The organism is Cerasibacillus terrae (genome assembly GCF_008039555.1).
Classification (GTDB): Bacteria; Bacillota; Bacilli; order Bacillales; family Amphibacillaceae; genus Cerasibacillus; species Cerasibacillus terrae.
This window is the reverse complement of the sequence record NZ_VDUW01000001.1, coordinates 470,602-488,883: the sequence shown is the minus strand read 5'-3', so window position 1 is coordinate 488,883 and position 18,282 is coordinate 470,602. Positions and strand designations below refer to the sequence as shown.

21 protein-coding genes and 2 pseudogenes are annotated in these 18,282 nt (G+C 34.1%); 21 read left to right on the top strand and 2 right to left on the bottom strand.

Annotated elements, in window-relative coordinates; genetic code table 11:
* Positions 1 to 45 precede the first annotated feature (45 nt).
* From deoB to sigF, 7 genes are all read left to right on the top strand, one after another.
* Positions 46 to 1,227, top strand: a complete 1,182-nt coding sequence (gene deoB / locus FHP05_RS02475) for a phosphopentomutase (RefSeq protein ID WP_147665644.1) — start codon at positions 46 to 48, stop codon at positions 1,225 to 1,227.
* Between the two features lie 10 nt (positions 1,228 to 1,237).
* Positions 1,238 to 2,056 (top strand): purine-nucleoside phosphorylase, encoded by an 819-nt coding sequence (locus tag FHP05_RS02470; RefSeq protein ID WP_147665643.1) that lies wholly within the window; start codon positions 1,238 to 1,240, stop codon positions 2,054 to 2,056.
* Between the two features lie 13 nt (positions 2,057 to 2,069).
* Entirely contained in the window at positions 2,070 to 3,374 is a 1,305-nt protein-coding gene (locus FHP05_RS02465) for a pyrimidine-nucleoside phosphorylase (RefSeq protein WP_147665642.1), read from the top strand.
* Positions 3,375 to 3,464: 90 nt separating this feature from the next.
* Complete coding sequence (locus FHP05_RS02460; RefSeq protein WP_147665641.1) at positions 3,465 to 4,640, top strand: D-alanyl-D-alanine carboxypeptidase family protein; 1,176 nt, start codon at positions 3,465 to 3,467, stop codon at positions 4,638 to 4,640.
* A gap of 107 nt (positions 4,641 to 4,747) precedes the next feature.
* Positions 4,748 to 5,101 (top strand): anti-sigma F factor antagonist, encoded by a 354-nt coding sequence (gene spoIIAA, locus FHP05_RS02455; RefSeq protein WP_147665640.1) that lies wholly within the window; start codon positions 4,748 to 4,750, stop codon positions 5,099 to 5,101.
* Complete coding sequence (gene spoIIAB / locus FHP05_RS02450) at positions 5,098 to 5,544, top strand: anti-sigma F factor (protein ID WP_147665639.1); 447 nt, start codon at positions 5,098 to 5,100, stop codon at positions 5,542 to 5,544. The genes spoIIAA and spoIIAB overlap by 4 nt, the downstream gene beginning before the upstream one ends.
* An 11-nt stretch (positions 5,545 to 5,555) precedes the next feature.
* Positions 5,556 to 6,317 (top strand): RNA polymerase sporulation sigma factor SigF, encoded by a 762-nt coding sequence (gene sigF, locus FHP05_RS02445; protein ID WP_147665638.1) that lies wholly within the window; start codon positions 5,556 to 5,558, stop codon positions 6,315 to 6,317.
* 286 nt (positions 6,318 to 6,603) lie between these two features.
* On the opposite strand, the pseudogene FHP05_RS15730 reads toward sigF, so the two are convergent.
* A pseudogene (locus FHP05_RS15730) lies at positions 6,604 to 6,735 on the bottom strand (DUF4368 domain-containing protein); the annotation flags it as partial.
* A gap of 450 nt (positions 6,736 to 7,185) precedes the next feature.
* Between FHP05_RS15730 and FHP05_RS02435 the strand changes: the two are divergent.
* The 7 genes from FHP05_RS02435 (at position 7,186) to FHP05_RS02405 (ending at position 12,950) form a co-directional block, all read left to right on the top strand.
* The gene (locus FHP05_RS02435; RefSeq protein ID WP_191126204.1) at positions 7,186 to 7,803 is read left to right on the top strand and encodes a stage V sporulation protein AA; all 618 of its coding nucleotides are present in this window, start codon (positions 7,186 to 7,188) and stop codon (positions 7,801 to 7,803) included.
* A complete protein-coding gene (locus FHP05_RS02430; protein WP_147665636.1) occupies positions 7,781 to 8,209 on the top strand; it encodes a stage V sporulation protein AB in 429 nt (142 codons plus the stop codon). The genes FHP05_RS02435 and FHP05_RS02430 overlap by 23 nt, the downstream gene beginning before the upstream one ends.
* 28 nt (positions 8,210 to 8,237) lie before the next feature.
* Positions 8,238 to 9,722 (top strand): spore germination protein, encoded by a 1,485-nt coding sequence (locus FHP05_RS02425; protein WP_147665635.1) that lies wholly within the window; start codon positions 8,238 to 8,240, stop codon positions 9,720 to 9,722.
* A gap of 292 nt (positions 9,723 to 10,014) precedes the next feature.
* Positions 10,015 to 11,325 carry a diaminopimelate decarboxylase gene (lysA, locus tag FHP05_RS02420; protein ID WP_147665634.1) on the top strand — a complete coding sequence of 437 codons (1,311 nt, stop codon included), beginning with the start codon at positions 10,015 to 10,017 and terminating at the stop codon, positions 11,323 to 11,325.
* An 80-nt stretch (positions 11,326 to 11,405) separates the two neighbouring features.
* The gene (locus tag FHP05_RS02415) at positions 11,406 to 11,840 is read left to right on the top strand and encodes a peptidylprolyl isomerase (RefSeq protein ID WP_147665633.1); all 435 of its coding nucleotides are present in this window, start codon (positions 11,406 to 11,408) and stop codon (positions 11,838 to 11,840) included.
* Positions 11,841 to 11,855: 15 nt separating this feature from the next.
* A complete protein-coding gene (locus tag FHP05_RS02410) occupies positions 11,856 to 12,323 on the top strand; it encodes a site-2 protease family protein (protein WP_191126203.1) in 468 nt (155 codons plus the stop codon).
* 267 nt (positions 12,324 to 12,590) lie between these two features.
* Positions 12,591 to 12,950 (top strand): GNAT family N-acetyltransferase, encoded by a 360-nt coding sequence (locus tag FHP05_RS02405; RefSeq protein WP_147665631.1) that lies wholly within the window; start codon positions 12,591 to 12,593, stop codon positions 12,948 to 12,950.
* Between the two features lie 163 nt (positions 12,951 to 13,113).
* Here FHP05_RS02405 and FHP05_RS02400 read toward each other — a convergent pair whose 3' ends face one another.
* Positions 13,114 to 13,203, bottom strand: a complete 90-nt coding sequence (locus FHP05_RS02400; protein WP_147665630.1) for a YjcZ family sporulation protein — start codon at positions 13,201 to 13,203, stop codon at positions 13,114 to 13,116.
* Between the two features lie 140 nt (positions 13,204 to 13,343).
* On the opposite strand from FHP05_RS02400, the gene FHP05_RS02395 reads away from it, so the two are divergent.
* The 7 genes and pseudogenes from FHP05_RS02395 (at position 13,344) to resA (ending at position 18,272) form a co-directional block, all read left to right on the top strand.
* Positions 13,344 to 14,081 (top strand): segregation/condensation protein A, encoded by a 738-nt coding sequence (locus FHP05_RS02395; RefSeq protein WP_147665629.1) that lies wholly within the window; start codon positions 13,344 to 13,346, stop codon positions 14,079 to 14,081.
* 51 nt (positions 14,082 to 14,132) lie between these two features.
* Positions 14,133 to 14,708: an SMC-Scp complex subunit ScpB gene (gene scpB / locus FHP05_RS02390; RefSeq protein ID WP_147665628.1), complete on the top strand. Its 576-nt coding sequence runs from the start codon at positions 14,133 to 14,135 to the stop codon at positions 14,706 to 14,708.
* A gap of 102 nt (positions 14,709 to 14,810) precedes the next feature.
* Positions 14,811 to 15,623, top strand: a pseudogene (locus FHP05_RS02385) (D-alanyl-D-alanine carboxypeptidase family protein); the annotation flags it as partial.
* Between the two features lie 95 nt (positions 15,624 to 15,718).
* A complete protein-coding gene (locus tag FHP05_RS02380; protein ID WP_147665626.1) occupies positions 15,719 to 16,303 on the top strand; it encodes a nucleoside recognition domain-containing protein in 585 nt (194 codons plus the stop codon).
* A 1-nt stretch (position 16,304) separates the two neighbouring features.
* Positions 16,305 to 16,835, top strand: coding sequence for a spore maturation protein (locus FHP05_RS02375; RefSeq protein WP_147665625.1), 531 nt, complete (start codon positions 16,305 to 16,307; stop codon positions 16,833 to 16,835).
* 69 nt (positions 16,836 to 16,904) lie between these two features.
* A complete protein-coding gene (locus FHP05_RS02370; protein ID WP_147665624.1) occupies positions 16,905 to 17,645 on the top strand; it encodes a pseudouridine synthase in 741 nt (246 codons plus the stop codon).
* 54 nt (positions 17,646 to 17,699) lie between these two features.
* Positions 17,700 to 18,272, top strand: coding sequence for a thiol-disulfide oxidoreductase ResA (gene resA, locus FHP05_RS02365; protein ID WP_147665623.1), 573 nt, complete (start codon positions 17,700 to 17,702; stop codon positions 18,270 to 18,272).
* The last annotated feature ends 10 nt before the right edge of the window (positions 18,273 to 18,282 follow it).

Below are 18,282 nucleotides of genomic sequence, written 5' to 3'. Positions count from 1 at the left end.
TATAGTTGTCTGACATCATACAACCAATATGGAGGAGGTATTACAATGGAGAAGTTTAAACGAATTTTTTTAATTGTATTAGATTCGGTCGGTTTTGGGGAAGCACCAGACGCGGAACAGTATGGTGATAAAGGTGCAGATACGATTGGCCATATTGCAGAACATATGGATGGACTTCAAATGCCGAATATGGAAGAATTAGGATTTGGTAATATTCGACCAGTTAAAGGAATTTCTGAAGTGAAACCCGCTTTAGCGCATTACACCAAAATGCAAGAAGCTTCTGTAGGAAAAGATACTATGACAGGACATTGGGAAATAATGGGACTACATATTGATAAGCCATTTCAAACATTTCCAAATGGTTTTCCGGACGAGCTTATAAAAAAACTAGAAGAAAAGTCTGGCAGAAAGGTAATTGGGAATAAAGCAGCTTCTGGAACAGTAATTATTGAGGAATTAGGAGAAGAGCATTTGAAAACAGGTGCAATTATTGTCTACACTTCTGCAGATTCTGTCTTACAAATTGCAGCACATGAAGAGGTTGTACCATTAGAAGAATTATATAAAATTTGTGAAATTGCTAGAGAGCTAACTTTAGATGAAAAGTATATGGTGGGGCGTGTCATTGCCCGCCCATTTATCGGTACATTAGGGAATTTCGAAAGAACCGCAAATCGACATGATTATGCTTTGAAACCATTTGGTCATACGGTAATGAATGAATTAAAGGATCAAGAATATGATGTCATTGCACTTGGGAAGATCTCTGATATATATGATGGCGAAGGGATAACCGAAGCAATACGAACATCTAGTAATGATGATGGCATGACAAAACTAGTTGAATCAATGGATAAAGATTTTACTGGATTAAATTTTATTAATCTTGTCGATTTTGATGCGAAATATGGTCACCGCCGTAATCCAAAAGGATATGGGGAGGCATTGGAAGCATATGATAAGCGACTTCCAGAAGTGCTTGAAAAATTAACAGATGATGATTTATTAATAATTACAGCAGATCACGGTAATGACCCAATACATCACGGAACAGATCATACGCGTGAATATGTGCCACTGATTATTTATCATCGTCATATAAAAGAAGGAAAAGAATTACCAACTCGAAAAACATTTGCTGATATTGGAGCAACGGTAGCTGATAATTTCGAAATTAATTTACCAAAGCACGGAACAAGTTTTTTAAAAGATATTAATAAATGAGGGAAAGCGGATGGATAAACATAAGATAAATGAAGCAACTGCATTTATTAAAAAGCAGTTTCACATAACACCTTCCATTGGATTAATTCTAGGTTCAGGCCTAGGAGTTTTGGCAGGGGAAATTGAAAATCCAATAAATATTGATTATAAGGATATTCCCCATTTTCCAGAATCAACTGTTTCTGGACATAAGGGACGTCTTGTCATCGGAACTTTGCAAGGTAAGTCAGTTATTGCAATGCAAGGGCGCTTTCATTTTTATGAAGGATATACAATGAAACAAGTAACGTTTCCTGTTCGCGTGATGAAAGCCTTAGGTGTTCATTCTTTAATTGTAACTAATGCAGCCGGTGGCATTCGGGAAGATTTTAAACCAGGGGACTTAATGCTTATAACAGATCATATCAATAATATGGGGACGAACCCATTAATTGGGCCAAATGACACGGAAATGGGGGCGCGTTTTCCAGACATGTCAGAACCATATGACAGGGAATATATTGATTTAGCAACAACATGTGCAAAAGAGCTTGATTTGAATATCCGTAAAGGAATTTATGTTGCAAATACAGGTCCAATGTATGAGACGAGTGCAGAGGTGAAAATGCTTCGAATGCTAGGTGCAGATGCAGTCGGTATGTCTACCGTACCTGAGGTTGTTGTTGCTAATCATGCACAAATACGTGTGCTAGGAATTTCTTGTATTTCAAATATGGCTGCTGGGATTTTACCTCAACCATTGACACATGATGAAGTAATTGAAACGACGAATAAAGTAAAAAAGCATTTCTTACAGTTTGTTCAACATGTGCTTAAAAAATTACCATAAAAAGGTGATCATAATGCGAATGTACAATATTATTGAGAAAAAACGAGATGGAAAAGTACTAACGGAAGAAGAGGTTCGCTTTTTCATTGAAGAATATACAAATAATCGTGTTCCCGATTATCAAGTCAGTGCTTTACTAATGGCAATATATTTACAACAAATGAATGACTCAGAATGTGTGCATTTGACAAATGCAATGGTAGATTCGGGAGATATCATTGATTTATCACAGATTGATGGTGTCAAAGTAGATAAGCATTCCACCGGTGGAGTTGGAGATACCACAACACTAGTTCTAGCCCCCTTGGTTGCATCCTTAGGTATACCAGTAGCTAAAATGAGTGGACGAGGTCTGGGACATACAGGTGGAACATTAGATAAATTGGAATCTATTCCAGGTTTTCATATCGAACTAACAAATGATGACTTCATTCGAACCGTCAATCAGAATAAAGTTGCTGTCATTGGGCAAACAGGAAATTTAACCCCTGCAGATAAAAAATTGTACAGTTTAAGAGATGTTACAGCAACTGTTAATTCCATTCCTTTAATAGCAAGTTCGATAATGAGTAAAAAAATTGCTTCTGGTGCAGATGCGATTGTACTAGATGTTAAGATTGGTTCTGGGGCATTTATGAAAGAAATGAATGACGCGGTACAACTTGCTAAAACAATGGTAGCAATCGGAAAAAAGACAGGAAGAAATACAATGGCCGTGATTTCGGATATGAATCAGCCATTAGGATGTGCCATTGGTAATGCGCTTGAAGTCAAAGAGGCCATTGATACATTGCAAGGAAAGGGACCAAAGGATTTAACAGAACTTTGTCTTACACTAGGTAGTCAGATGGTTGTTGTAGCTGGTAAGGCAAAAACAGTTGAAGAAGCTAGAACAAGATTAGAAGAGAATATAGCGAATGGAAAAGCATTCCAGACATTTCAAACATTTATAGCTGCACAAGGTGGAGATATAAATGCCATAGATAATCCTGAAAAATTACCACAAGCATCTTACCAAATTGAATTACTTGCAAAATCCTCAGGAACTGTTGTTCAAATGGATGCTAATGCAATTGGAACGGCTGCAATGCATTTAGGAGCTGGAAGAGTAACGAAAGAAACGGAAATAGATTTGTCTGTAGGACTCATTCTCCATAAAAAAATTGGTGATCAAGTTAAAGAAGGGGAAACACTATTAAAGATTCATTCTAATGATAGGCAAGTAGATTATGTCAAAGATATTTTGTACAATAGTATCATCATCGAAGATAGTCAAGTGGAACCTCCTCCACTTATTCATCAATTAATCACGATATAAACGCACTTATTTATAAGTGCGTTTTTTTTGTTATAAAAATATTTAAAAATGGGAATCATATATTTTATATTGAATGTTGGAGGTAAAGTTATGAAAAATAAAATAGTTTTATTCTTTTCCCTATGTATTGTTTTCCTTGTTCTATCATTTCAAATCCCTGTTTTTGCTGAAGAGGAAAAAAATGAATTAGAGTTAGCACCTGATGCACAGTCTGCCATTTTAATGGAACGTGATACTGGAAAGATTATGTTTGATAAAAACGCACATAAAAAACTACCACCTGCTAGTATGGTGAAAATCATGACTTTATTATTAATAATGGAACAGATTGATAAAGGCGAACTGAAAAAAGAAGAGATGGTTCGGATTAGTGAAAATGCTGCTTCAATGGGCGGTTCACAAGTATTTCTAGAAAACGGTGAAGAAATGTCTGTTGATGACTTAATTAAAGCCGTTGCTATTGCTTCTGGAAATGATGCAAGTGTTGCTCTTGCAGAAAGAATTGCGGGAAGTGAAGAAGCATTCGTAGCTAAGATGAATCAAAAAGCAGAAGCATTGCAATTAAAAAATACAGTGTTTAAAAATGTAACAGGTTTACCTGTTAAAGGACAATATAGCACTGCTCATGATATGGCGATTATTGCTAAAGAATTACTTAAATACGAAGATATAACAACATACACTTCTATCTATGAGGATTACTTACGAAAAGGAGAAAAAAATGAATTTTGGTTAGTGAATACAAATAAACTTGTACATCATTATCAAGGTGTGGATGGATTAAAGACAGGATACACGAATGAAGCGAAGTACTGTTTAACTGCTACAGCTGAGAAAAATGAGATGCGTGTTATAACTGTTGTGATGGGAGCAGAGACAATTAAAAAAAGAAATAAAATGACATCTAATATGCTAGATTATGCATTCAATCAATATGAAACAAATCAATTATATAAAAAAGGGGAAAAGGTAGAGAAACTACAATTACTGAAGGGAGATAATAAAAATGTCAATATTGTAACATCGCAATCCATTAGTACGCTTTTTAAAAAAGCAGAGCCATTAAAAGATGTTAAAACAGAGATGACAATACAAGATGATTTTCAACTACCATTAAAAAAAGGTGATAAAGTGGGTGTGTTAAAAATAATGAAAGGAGATAAAACACTGTCTGAAACACCATTAGTGGTAGATGCGGATGTCAATAAAGCATCTTTTCTAACACTCTTTAAAAGAACGATACAAAATATGTCGAAAGCACCATGATATATTCGACTTTAAATGAATTTCTTCTTCTTTTGTCTAAAAGAAGGAATTCATTGGATTTATAAAGAAATAGTTTAAGTACATACTTTGAGCAAAGGGGGATTTCAATGAGTTTACAATACAAATTTGATGTGAAACAAGATGTTTTGATTGTAAGGTTAAGTGGGGAATTAGATCATCATGAAGCAGAAAACTTAAGAGAGCACTGGAAGGATATGATATACAATAATCCTATCAAACATGTTGTTTTAAATTTAGAGTCTGTCACGTTTATGGATAGTTCGGGATTAGGTGTTATTTTAGGTAGGTATAAAGAAGTACTGCAATTAGGTGGGGAACTTGTTGTATGTTCTGTCTCATCTTCAATCAAACGTCTGTTTGAAATGTCTGGTTTATTTAAAATCATCCGATTGGAAAAGAGTGAACAATATGCTTTAGTAACATTGGGGGTGGCTTCGTGAAAAACGAGATGTATTTAGAAATTATGAGTATAAGTGAGAATGAATCATTTGCAAGAGTGGCTGTAGGAGCATTTATTTCCCAGTTAGATCCAACAATGGAGGAGTTAACGGAAATAAAAACGGTAGTGTCTGAAGCTGTTACAAATTCTGTTATTCATGGCTATCAAAATGAACCTAGTCATAAAATAGCTATTACATGTATTTTGCATGAGGAAGAAATCGAGTTGATCATTGCGGATAAAGGTATAGGAATAGAAAATATTAACGAAGCAAGACAACCACTATACACATCAAAACCAGAATTAGAGCGATCGGGAATGGGCTTTACGATTATTGAGAATTTCATGGACTCTGTTGAAGTAGTATCATCTAAAGAAAAAGGAACGACCATGCATATGAAAAAGATACTAACATCAAAAAAAAGTAAAGTAGCTTATAAATAGGAATGGGGCCTATGAAAGTTAATGTTAAAAAAGACTATAAAAAAAGTAAAGACCTATTAACCGATAGCCAAATAAAAGAACACCTACTTAAGAGCCAACAAGGTGATAAAGCTAGTAGAGATTTACTTGTAGAGAAAAATGTTCGCTTAGTTTGGTCTGTTGTACAGCGATTTATGAATAGAGGTTATGATCCCGAAGATCTCTTTCAGATAGGTTGTATAGGATTAATTAAGTCCATTGATAAATTTGATTTATCGTATGATGTTCGTTTTTCAACGTACGCTGTACCTATGATCATAGGGGAAATTCAACGGTTTCTTCGTGACGATGGAAGTGTGAAAGTAAGTCGGTCATTAAAGGAAGCCGGTAACAAAATACGAAAGAAAAAGGATGAATTAACAAAAAAGTATGGAAGGTCGCCTACCATTAATGAAATCGCTGATAACCTTGGACTATCAAGAGAAGAAATTGTACATGCAGAGGAAGCTGCTAAAACACCACAATCCATTCATGAAACTGTCTTCGAAAATGATGGAGACCCAATCACATTACTCGATCAATTAGCAGATGACCAGAAAAGCTGGTTTGAGAAACTTACATTAGAAGAAGCAATTCGTGGATTGAATAAGCGTGAGCGACTTATTTTATATTTAAGGTATTATAAAGATCAAACACAGTCAGAGGTAGCAAAACGATTGGAAATATCTCAAGTACAAGTTTCAAGATTAGAGAAGAAGATTCTGCAGGAAATGAAAAATAGAATAAATCATTAAAAACCACCTATTAGTGTGGGACCTGACCCCCAAAGTTAGAGTTAAAAAACTAACTTTTGGGGGTCGCCACCGTGGTGCTAGTAGTGGTGAATAGATTTTTTAAAAAAGGCATAGTCTAAATGCTTTAGGCTATGCCTTTTGTCTGGCTTTCTCACTCCGTTGATTTCCACTTCAGGTGGACGCTTTCCGCGGGCATGGCCTCAACTCTTATTGTTCCACTGTCGTGGAACAATAAGGATTTTCGGACTCATGCTATTCCCGCTGGAGTCGCCACCTTACGTTCCAATCAACTGGTCTGCATCTTTACATTTGGTTCAATTTCAATTGCTCTGATACAGTTGTAGTAGATTTGAATGCGTTGTTCTTGTTTACCGTTTACTTTTTCAGTTTGATAAATAATAATTTTATTGACAAACTCTCGTGTTAATTCAGCTCTGCCTCATAACCTGCAGACATTTTACGGAAGCGGTCATCGGAAATTTTACCGAATACATTATCTTCATACAATTTTTTGATAATCGTATCAAGTGATTTCATTCTTTCTTTTACTTTTGATTTTAGTAATTTAAAATGAATTTCCTCATCTGGTGCAGTTATTTTTTCGGAAACAATTGAAAACTTAGAAGAAGGAAATATTGAACTAGAATATATTGACTTAGATTTAACATCTTAATAATTTTAAAACCGAGTAACGAACACATCTTGTTCGTTACTCGGTTTTCACATCCGCTCAAAGCCTGTCATTCCACTTAGTTTTATTCATCACTGTCAGCAATCCTTATTTCGGTGTTTTTTTTAATAAAATTTAATTTTTATCAAATAATATATGATACAGATGGAATGGAAAGTGGAAAGGAAGTTTAATCCCTTGTCAACTATTGTATATTTGCGAATGAAAGATAAAATCCAATTAAAACAAAATCAACGGGTTGCATTAAAGGATATTGCCTATATTTCAACCGATGCTTCTATAAAAGAAGATTTACAAAATATGTTTATTTATCAAATTACAGAAGAAGACAAGAATATTGTTGTTCTGGATTGTTTTATTATTATCGATTTTCTCCGCAAGTATTATCCACAAATTCAATTTGAAGTTTTTGGAGCTGAACAAACCATTATTAATGTTAAAGAAAAACAAAAAAAGCCTTCCATCTTTTTGATTGTATTGGTGTGGTTTCTTCTATTTATCGGGACTGCAATGACAATTATGAATTTTCACTATGATGTGAGCATGCAAGAAGTGCAGCAAAAATTACATTATTTATTAACAGGTGAAAAGGTAGAATTTCCTCTTTGGATTCAAATACCTTATTCCCTTGGCTTAGGAGTAGGAATGCTTCTGTTTTTCAATCATTGGTTTAAAAAGCGTATTAATGAGGAACCAAGCCCAATTGAAGTGGAACTTTTTAACTATCAAGAAGCCCTCAACAATTATATAAAGAAACATGAAAATGTTCTCTATGATCACAAACATCCTGATTAATGTTTTAGAAATCGTCATTGGTTTTTCAAGTGGTATTGCAGTAGGTTGTGGGTTTATTGCATTAATTATGATGTTACAGATTATTCCAAGATTAATTCAACTTACAAACTCAAGTAAGTTTTTAAATCTATATACGAGTGCCATTTTATTTGGGGCAATATTTGGATCATACATATCCTTTGTTCTAGTGACATGGAACTATCCATTGGTTGTATTGATTCTTTGGGGAGCTTTTCATGGTATTTTCAATGGTATGTTAGTTGCGGCATTAGCTGAGGTGTTAAATGTGTTTCCAATCCTTTTTAGAAGAATTGGGATGGAAAGGTACCATGTATTGTTATTAATGGCATTTTTATTTGGGAAAATAGGTGGTTCTCTTTTTCAATGGCTTTTCTTTATAAAATAAAAAGTATTTTATATTTGGAGTGAAGGAAATGACACAAGAATCGGTTCCAAAATCGAATCATGATGTAGAAGAATACATGACAAAAAGAATTGGAATAGGAAAGTCTTTTGATGTTGGCGTTCGTCAATTACTTGTTTTAAAAACCAATGTTCAGCTGTACTATGTTAATGGATTAGTCGATAGCGTTATGATAACTAAAATGATTGAGGAATTAGTGGAAATTAATGACAATGAATGGGCTAATAAAAGAAACATAGCGAAAATAATTGAAAATCGATTACTGAATATCCAAGTGGAAAAAGTAGAAACAATGGATGAAGCAGTTGATCAAGTTCTAACAGGGTTAGTTTCTATTTTTATAGATGGAATAAAATATGCAATCATTGTTGATGTAAGAAGTTATCCTGGAAGAACACCAGAAGAACCAGATACAGAGCGGGTAATTCGCGGTTCTCGGGATGGCTTTACTGAAAACATTATAGAAAACACTGGTTTAACAAGAAGAAGAATTAAGGATGAGCGCCTTCGAAATGAGATGCATACCGTTGGTGAGAGATCCAAAACAGATGTTTGTATTAGCTATTTACAAGACGTCGCAGATAATCATTTTATTGATTTTGTAAAACAAAAAATAAGTGAAATCGAAACAGATGGAATACCGATGGCCGACAAAACATTGGAAGAATTCATTATGGGCGGTAAATGGAGCCCTTTTCCAATGGTGCGTTATACAGAACGGCCTGATGTAGCTTCCAAACATTTAATGGATGGACATGTTTTATTATTTGTCGATACATCACCAACCGTTATTATTTTACCAACCACTTATATTAATTGTTTAGAACATGCGGAGGAATATCGCCAAGCTCCAGCAGTAGGTACATTTATTCGCTGGATTCGTTTAATAGCAATCCTTGGCTCTTTATTCATCCTTCCTTTATGGCTTTTATTTGTAATGGATCCATCGCTTTTGCCACCACAACTCAGCTTTATTGGTCCAAATGAGGAGGGGAATGTCCCCATCTTTATTCAAATCATTTTGGGATTAATTGGTGTGGAATTTCTACGAATGGCTGCTGTTCACACTCCAACACCTCTAGCTACTGCAATGGGTTTAATTGCTGCTGTACTAATTGGTCAAATCGCGATTGATGTAGGACTACTTAGTCCAGAAGTGATTCTTTATCTAGCGCTTAGTACGATTGGATCCTATGTAACCCCAAGCTATGAGGTCAGTATTGGAAATAAAATTACTACATTCTTTTTGGTGATTCTTACAGCTCTCTTTGGTGTCCCGGGTTTTATGATTGGAACATTGATTTTCATCTTATATTTAGTCAACTTAAAAGCATTCAATACGCCTTACTTGTGGCCATTTATTCCATTTGATTTAACGGCAATGTTTCGTTTTATAGTGCGTGTTCCTGTTCCATTAGTAAATAATCGGCCGAGCATTGTTCATCCGAAGAATGTCTATTCACAGCCACTTCAAAAACGAGGAAGAAATAAATAATGAAATCTATTATTTTGTAGGGAGGTACGAAAATCTCTCACTAATTAATTTTCGCAGATTAACTGGCTGTAAGACCTCCACTTCAAGAATTCGAAACCCTAAGAATTATAAGCGGAGGATTAACAGCCATTAAAGGCCCGATTCGTTCAACTAACAATCAGTGGGAGATGAAGAAAAACTCCCACTGATTGAAGTTTCACTTTATCGCTAATTTTTAAATTTTGTAACTTTTGTTTTTACCCTTCTTGTGATAAAGTAAACATTAATTATAAAACTATATGGGGGTGCTAAGATGCAATCAGTACATGAAATTTATCAAGTTAATGAAAAGGGTCATTTGGTTATTGGGGAAGTAGATGCCACTACCCTTGTTGAGAAATATGGTACTCCTTTGTATGTATATGATATCAACATTGTAAGAAATAATTGTCGCGAGTTTGTTGATACATTTAAACAAAATAAAGTAAAAGGACGAGTCGCATATGCAAGTAAAGCTTTTTCATCCATTGGGGTTTTACAAGTAATCCAACAAGAAGGTCTATATGTTGATGTTGTTTCAAAGGGAGAACTGTATACGGCGATGAAAGCTGGTTTACCACCAGAGAAAATCCATATGCATGGCAATAATAAGAGTAGAAGTGAATTAGAAATGGCCATACAACATAAAATAGGATGTATTGTCATTGATAATATTTATGAAATCCATTTATTAAGTGAACTATTAGATGAATATAACCAAGAAATGGATGTCTTGCTTCGAGTAACACCTGGTATTAAATCAAAAACACATCGTTATATTATGACAGGTAATGAGGATTCCAAATTTGGCTTTAATCTTCAAAATGGTCAAGCGAAAAAGGCTTTCGAAATATTACAGAACCACCCATCCATTCATTTGAAAGGACTCCATTGCCATATTGGATCACAAATATTTGAAACAGAAACATTTGTATCTGCTGTTCAATTAATATTTGAAGAATTATCTGAATGGCGTACATCTTATGAGTACATTGCCGAAGTTGTCAATTTCGGTGGCGGTTTTGGTATTTCTTATACGAAAGATGATAATCCCTTAGCACGATCGGCATATGTAGAACAGCTTATAGAAGCTGTACAAGAACAAACAAACCGATTAAACATTCCAATACCCGAAATTTGGATTGAACCAGGTCGATCGATTGTTGGTGATGCAGGCGTTACACTGTATACAATTGGTTCAATGAAGGAAATCCCTGGCCTTAGAAAATACATATCTGTGGATGGTGGAATGACAGATAATTTACGTCCTGCACTTTATCAAGCAGAATACGAAGCCGTAATTGCTAATAAAGCCAATTTGCCAAATACCCAAAATGTTTCAGTAGCGGGTAAATGTTGTGAATCCGGAGATATGCTTATTTGGGACTTACCCATACCTCAAGTTGAGGCAGAAGATATATTAGCAGTGTTTACAACCGGTGCTTACGGTTATTCGATGGCCAATCACTATAATCGATTTTCTAAACCAGCTGTTGTTTTTGTTGAGAACGGGCAAGACCAGTTAGTTATCAAAAGAGAAACATACCAAGATGTTGTGAAAAATGATCTTCCGTATTTAAAATAGTTGTTTTCTTTTCATATAAAAAGATACATGTTAAGATAGTTTTTGAAGAGTTTATATTAAATAGGAATAAGGTGATTAAAATGACAAAAGGATATATTCTAATGGAGAATGGTAATAAAATAGAGTTTGAACTTTATCCAAACGAGGCGCCAAAAACGGTAGAAAATTTTAAAAAATTAGCTAATGATAAGTTTTACGATGGTTTAACATTTCACCGTGTTATTCCAGGATTTGTAAGCCAGGGTGGTTGTCCTATCGGTAATGGTACAGGAAGTGCTGGCTATACAATCAAATGTGAAACAGAGGGAAATCCACATAAACATGTTGAAGGTTCATTATCAATGGCCCACGCTGGAAGAGATACGGGAAGTTGTCAGTTCTTTGTTGTTCATGAACCCCAACCACATCTTGATGGTGTACATACTGTATTTGGTCAAGTGACATCTGGAATAGAGCATGCAAAAGCAATGAAAAACGGAGATGTCATGACAACAATTCAGATAACAGAAGAATAAATACTCACAATCACAGTGGATATTTATTTATTAATATACTTAATTTTAATTGTTGCACCTATTAGCACAATCATACATGAAAGTGGTCATATGATTGGATCATTCTTAAGTAAATCTGATCATATGAAACTTTCAATTGGCTATGGGAAAGAAATTATTCATTTTTCTAAAAAGAATATCGAGGTAACAATCCGTCTCTTTTTCTTTTTAAATGGAAATACAAAAAGTGAAAGACATAGACCATATGGCGTGATGGAACATATTTTAATTTCTGTTTGTGGCCCTCTTAACAATATTATATTTGTCTTTTTATTTTATTTCATTTATATGATTCACCCTAATGATTATATTTTATTGTTTATATTTTTCAATGGATGGCTTGCGATTACCAATATTATCCCGTGTAAAATAAAAGATAGGTACTCCGATGGGTACCTAATAGTAAAAATGATAAAAACTAAAATACTTAAAAATGAAATATAAAATCAAAAAATTATTTACACATTGTTTCAGATAAAGGATGAGCTATTTTGAATCAACGTAAAAAAAATATAATCCTTTTTATTACATTGCTTGTGTTAGGTATTATATGGGGGATTGCTTATTGGTTTATTTTTGTTTTATAAAGCATTTACAAATTTATGTAACAAAAACATATTATTACTAAATACTTGTGAATATTTGTAAAACTTTGCTCGATAAAGCATAAATTAATAACAAAAGCAAGTCACTTTATGATGAGGGATACTTATGTTAATTCGTTATAAAAAGAATATAGAAAAAATAGCAATGGGTTTATTGTCTTTTATGCCTACAGTAAAAGATGTAAAAACATTACAACAAATTATTAAAGAATATGACACGAATCCTAATTGGCATCTTCATCTTTGGAAAGCAGAAGACGATATGATTGGTGTGATTGGATTACAAGTTGATGATGATCGATTGGAAGCAGGCATTCAACATGTTGCAGTTAGTCCATCCCACCGTAATCAAGGTATTGGTAAGAAGATGATTGCCGAAATTAATCAACAATATCACAACTATCATATTTGGGCAGAGGCAGAAATTGATGACTTTTATAATAAATGTTGCGATGATGTCGATTAACAGGATAATCATATAACTTTATATAATAAAAAAGTGAACCCAGCCCATATGGAGGGCTGGATTTTTCATTTCTTTATTATTTGGAATGTTTAACTTAAAATATGTGGACCGTATTCAGTGGGAATAGAATCCCACTGAATACAGTCTTAGTTATTGCGTCGCTTTAAAACCAAGCAGCACCTACAATAATTAACAAGATGAATAATACGACGATTAATGCGAAACCGCCACCGTAACCATATCCTCCACTCATGAACAATTCCTCCTTTTTTCATTGTGAAAATGAATGGAAATATTTATCTTACGTTAATACTTTATGTAACATGTTATCATCATGTATGGGCGCTCATAATAAAATTTACTTTTTTAAAATAAGGGGAGCGAAGAAACAGAATGGGCCAAGCATATAAAGTGAAATTAGATATGTTCGAAGGGCCGCTCGATTTACTATTGCATTTGGTAAATCAATATGAGATTGATATTTATGATATTCCGATGGCAGAATTAACAGAGCAGTATTTACAGTATGTTCATACAATGAAACAGCTCGAATTAAACATTGCAAGTGAATATCTTGTCATGGCGGCAACATTATTAACTATTAAAAGCCAAATGCTTTTGCCGAAACAAGAAATTGATCCAGAATACGGAGAATATGAAGAAGACCCGAGAGAAGAATTGATGCTACGCTTAATCGAATATCGAAAATATAAAGAGGCAGCAAAAGTATTTCAAGAAAAAGAAATAAAAGCAAATCAGACCTTTACAAGAGCCCCATTAGCCATAGAAAAAAAAGATGTAAAACCGATAATGACTCGTGGTGAGACATCTATTTATGATATGTTAGATGCATTACGAAATATGTTTCAACGAAAACAATGGAATAAACCATTGGAAACAAAGATTGAACGTCAAGAAATCCCAATTGAACGACGGATGGAGGAAGTATTAGAATTGGTCAACCATTCTAAAAAAGGCATTTTGTTTGATGACCTCTTCCCATATCCCTCACGGTCGCATATTGTTGTCACATTTGTGGCGTTATTACAATTAATGAAAAAGAATAAGGTAGTTTGTAAACAAGAGGAAAACTTTGAAAAGCTTTACCTATACAGAGCTTTCGATAACTAATTTATAATCGCTTATTTGATAAGTATGTTTTTTTATAGGGGATGGTTCAACATGAAGAAAGACGAACATAAAGCAATAGTCGAAGGTCTTTTATTTGCTAGTGGAGATGACGGGATAACAATAAGACAAATCGTAAAAATTTTAGAAATAGATAAATCATCTGTTAAACATATTTTAGACGAATTAAGCAATGATTATATGCAGATGGACAAAGGTATTATGATCATGCAGGCAGATGAGGTTTTTCATTTAACAACGAAGCCTGAACATAGTCATTTTTATAAGAAATTACTTGAAACACCTCAAACAAATCGTATGTCCCAAGCAGCATTAGAAACATTAGCAATCATAGCTTATAAACAACCAATTACAAGAGTGGAGATTGAGGAAATTAGAGGAGTAAGAAGTGATCGCGCTGTACAAACGTTACTTAATCGCTCCTTAATCGAAGAAGTAGGGCGTAAAGATGCTGTAGGTAGACCAATATTATATGCAACAAATAAAGTGTTTTTAACTTATTTTGGTTTAACATCTTTAGAAGAACTTCCGCCATTACCTGAAGACATAGATAAGGATGTAATAGAACAGGAGGCAAGTTTGTTTTTTCAACAAATAGAAAATGAATAAAAATAACCTTAATCATAGATAGTCCTGTCGCAATTCAATTGTGACAGGACTTACTTACTTCTTGTGGCAAATATAATCATAATAAGAAAAGTCCTGCATAAAATGTACAAATCACAATACAAGCAGGGGGCAACCACTTTGCGTATTTGGATATGCTTAATAATTGTTTTATTTAGTTTTTCTTCTAGTGTAAGTGGACAAGGTTCATTAGATGTTTCCGCAAATAATGCTGTGTTAATGGATCATTCCACAGGCAAGGTATTATTTGAAAAAAATGCACATGAAAAGAAGCCGATTGCCAGTATTACGAAAATAATGACCGCTATTATTGCAATAGAATCTGGACAAATGTCAGAACAAACAAAAACAAGTAGACGGGCAATTTATACGGAAGGATCTTCCATTTATTTAGAACAAGGAGAAAAAATGTCCATTGAAGATTTAATATATGGGCTTATGCTGCGGTCAGGAAATGATGCAGCGGTAGCTATAAGTGAACATATTGGCGGCAGTGTAGAAGGATTTGTTCATCTGATGAACGAAAAAGCAGATTGGCTTGGAATGACTAACACAGCTTTTAAAAATCCGCATGGTCTTCATGAGGAGAATCATTATTCTACCGCCTATGATATGGCTATTTTAATGCGTTATGCAATGAATAATAAGGTTTTTAGGGAAATATCTGGAACCAACTTTTATCAGGCAAAAATGCGTTCATATGGTTGGAAAAACAAGAATAAATTATTAACTTCTCTGTATGATTATTGTACAGGTGGTAAAACTGGTTTCACTAAAATATCAGGTAGAACGCTCGTTACAACAGCAGAGAAAGAAAATCAACAATTAATTGCAGTAACATTAAATGCTCCAGATGATTGGAATGATCATATTTCTATGTATGAATTAGGCTTTAAAGAAGATGTGGATGCCGTGAACCAGCTAGAATCCAATCATTCTCTTGTTCGAGATATATTTGCTATGATAGGACGGATTATAAGGGTGAACAAGCCATGGTCAATTTAATTTGGGCTTCCATGGCGATTATCGGTATCGTATATGCTCTCTTTAATGGGACAATGGACCAAGTAAATCAAGCAATCTTTGAAAGTGCGAATCAAGCAGTCACATTGACAATTGGCTTAATCAGTATTTTAATATTTTGGTTAGGTATTATGAAAATAGCAGAAAAGGCAAGCATTCTAAATATGTTAGCAAAATTATTTCGTCCGATTATTTTAAAAATTTTTCCGGATTTACCTAAAGATCATCCAGTAATTGGTTATATATTATCGAATATAACCGCAAACATCTTTGGATTAGGAAATGCTGCCACGCCAATGGGAATTAAAGCGATGGAAGAGATGAAAAAACTAAGTAATTCGGATGAAGCATCACGATCGATGATTACCTTTCTTGCATTAAATACATCAAGTCTAACGCTGATTCCGACAACAGTTATTGCGATACGTATTCAATTTGGTTCACAAGAGCCTACTGAAATTGTTGGTACCACAATCATTGCTACCATTATTTCGACTGTTGCTGCTATTTTAATTGATCGCTATTTTTATTATAAAAGTTTACGGAGGAAATAAAATGGCATTTATATCAATGATTAGCTCCTGGATTATCCCACTGTTTATTTTGATTGTTTTATTAGTTGCAACATGGAAAAAACTCCCAACATATGAATTATTCGTCGAAGGAGGAAAAGAAGGAATTCAGATGGCCCTTTCTTTACTTCCTTTTTTATTAGGAATGATAGTTTCCATTGCAATTTTACGAAGTTCGGGTGCATTGGAAGCTTTTATTCAACTTATTTCCCCTTTATTAAGTTGGTTAGGTATACCACCTGATATTATTCCACTAGCACTTGTTCGACCAATTTCAGGTACTGCTGCTTTAGGTATGACAACAGAATTAATTAATACCTATGGACCAGATTCTTTTATCGGTAGACTTGCTTCAACCATGCAAGGTAGTACGGACACAACACTGTATATCTTAACAATTTATTTCGGTGCAGTTGGTATAAAAAGAATGCGTTATGCACTTAAGGTTGGACTACTAGCAGATTTGATTGGTATAATAGCTTCAGTAATCGTTGTAACGTTTATTTTTAGTTAAAAAATTGTGCAGCGTTAACAAAATGTTAGCGCTGCTCTTATGTTTAAAAAAATATAATGTGGTGATAAGATGACGAATTCAATGATAAGATTACAAAAAATGATTGCCCAAAGTGGTATAACGTCAAGAAGGAAAGCAGAAGAACTTATTCAAGCAGGGAAGGTAAAAGTTAATGGAGAAACTGTAACAACATTGGGGACAAAGGTATCACCGAAAGACAATATTGAAGTAAATGGTGTTAAAATTGAAAAGGAAGAACCTGTTTATTTTATGTTATATAAACCACGTGAAGTAATTTCTAGTGTGGAAGATGAAAAAGGCAGGAAGGTTGTGATTGATTTACTCCCAAACATTGAGGAACGAATCTTTCCAATCGGAAGGCTTGACTATCAATCGTCTGGATTAATTTTATTAACGAATGATGGAGAATTTGCTAATATATTAATGCATCCGAGGCATGGAATAGAAAAGGTCTATATTACAAAAGTAAAGGGTGTTCCAGATAAATCTGCATATACACAAATGAAAAAAGGAGTACGTGATGGGAAAGATACTTTAAAAGCCATTCGTTCTAAGGTTATTTCTGTTGATTCTAAGCAAAATACTTCCATTTTAGAAGTTACGTTAAGAGAAGGAAAAAATCGACATATTCGTCGTATGATGGAGAATTTAGGATATCCGGTTTTAAAAATCAAACGAGAAAAATATGGTTTGCTTACACTTGATGGATTAAAGCCAGGAGAGTTTCGATCACTAACCCCGAAAGAAGTAAAGCAAATGTGGGGCCTTGCTTCTAAAATTGTTAAATAATCGACATAATTTCCACTATGCTTGAGTGGTATAATGGTCTGAGGAGTGATGGAGATGAGTTTGGAGGAACGAAAAGCAAAGAAAAAGAAAAAAATGAGGAAACGTTTTATTTTCCGTTCTGTTATTTTAGTTGTCATGTTGGCTGCCATTACTTATGCTTTGATTGCTAATTACAATAAAGACAAATCAATATACCGTGCTGGGGATAAAGCACCAGATTTTAAATTGGAGCAATTTAATGAAAATAATGAATTGGAAAGTATTCAATTAAGCGATCTAAAAGGTAAAGGTGTCATGCTTAATTTCTGGGCAACTTACTGTAAGCCTTGTGAGGCAGAAATGCCATTTATGGAAAAATTATATCCGGAATATAAAGATAAAGGGATTGAGATAGTCGCTGTTAATCTAGATGTAAATACATTAGTTGTTGACCGATTTATTGATAAATATGATCTAACATTTCCGGTTCTTCCTGACCATAAAGAACAAGTTATGGATTTGTATAATGTAGGCCAACTACCTAGCACATTTTTTATAGATGAAAATGGTGTTATTGTAGACAAGGTTGACGGTGCATTAACACTTGAACGACTAGAAGAACAATTTCAAGAAATTGTACCAAAATAATGTTAAATGT

Coding starts and splice junctions, on each gene's coding strand:
- deoB (WP_147665644.1), top strand. CDS start 46: ATGGAGAAGTTTAAACGAATTTTTTTAATTGTATTAGATTCGGTCGGT.
- FHP05_RS02470 (WP_147665643.1), top strand. CDS start 1,238: ATGGATAAACATAAGATAAATGAAGCAACTGCATTTATTAAAAAGCAG.
- FHP05_RS02465 (WP_147665642.1), top strand. CDS start 2,070: ATGCGAATGTACAATATTATTGAGAAAAAACGAGATGGAAAAGTACTA.
- FHP05_RS02460 (WP_147665641.1), top strand. CDS start 3,465: ATGAAAAATAAAATAGTTTTATTCTTTTCCCTATGTATTGTTTTCCTT.
- spoIIAA (WP_147665640.1), top strand. CDS start 4,748: ATGAGTTTACAATACAAATTTGATGTGAAACAAGATGTTTTGATTGTA.
- sigF (WP_147665638.1), top strand. CDS start 5,556: ATGAAAGTTAATGTTAAAAAAGACTATAAAAAAAGTAAAGACCTATTA.
- FHP05_RS02430 (WP_147665636.1), top strand. CDS start 7,781: ATGATCACAAACATCCTGATTAATGTTTTAGAAATCGTCATTGGTTTT.
- FHP05_RS02425 (WP_147665635.1), top strand. CDS start 8,238: ATGACACAAGAATCGGTTCCAAAATCGAATCATGATGTAGAAGAATAC.
- lysA (WP_147665634.1), top strand. CDS start 10,015: ATGCAATCAGTACATGAAATTTATCAAGTTAATGAAAAGGGTCATTTG.
- FHP05_RS02415 (WP_147665633.1), top strand. CDS start 11,406: ATGACAAAAGGATATATTCTAATGGAGAATGGTAATAAAATAGAGTTT.
- FHP05_RS02405 (WP_147665631.1), top strand. CDS start 12,591: ATGTTAATTCGTTATAAAAAGAATATAGAAAAAATAGCAATGGGTTTA.
- FHP05_RS02400 (WP_147665630.1), bottom strand. CDS start 13,203: ATGAGTGGAGGATATGGTTACGGTGGCGGTTTCGCATTAATCGTCGTA.
- FHP05_RS02395 (WP_147665629.1), top strand. CDS start 13,344: ATGGGCCAAGCATATAAAGTGAAATTAGATATGTTCGAAGGGCCGCTC.
- scpB (WP_147665628.1), top strand. CDS start 14,133: ATGAAGAAAGACGAACATAAAGCAATAGTCGAAGGTCTTTTATTTGCT.
- FHP05_RS02380 (WP_147665626.1), top strand. CDS start 15,719: ATGGTCAATTTAATTTGGGCTTCCATGGCGATTATCGGTATCGTATAT.
- FHP05_RS02375 (WP_147665625.1), top strand. CDS start 16,305: ATGGCATTTATATCAATGATTAGCTCCTGGATTATCCCACTGTTTATT.
- FHP05_RS02370 (WP_147665624.1), top strand. CDS start 16,905: ATGACGAATTCAATGATAAGATTACAAAAAATGATTGCCCAAAGTGGT.
- resA (WP_147665623.1), top strand. CDS start 17,700: ATGAGTTTGGAGGAACGAAAAGCAAAGAAAAAGAAAAAAATGAGGAAA.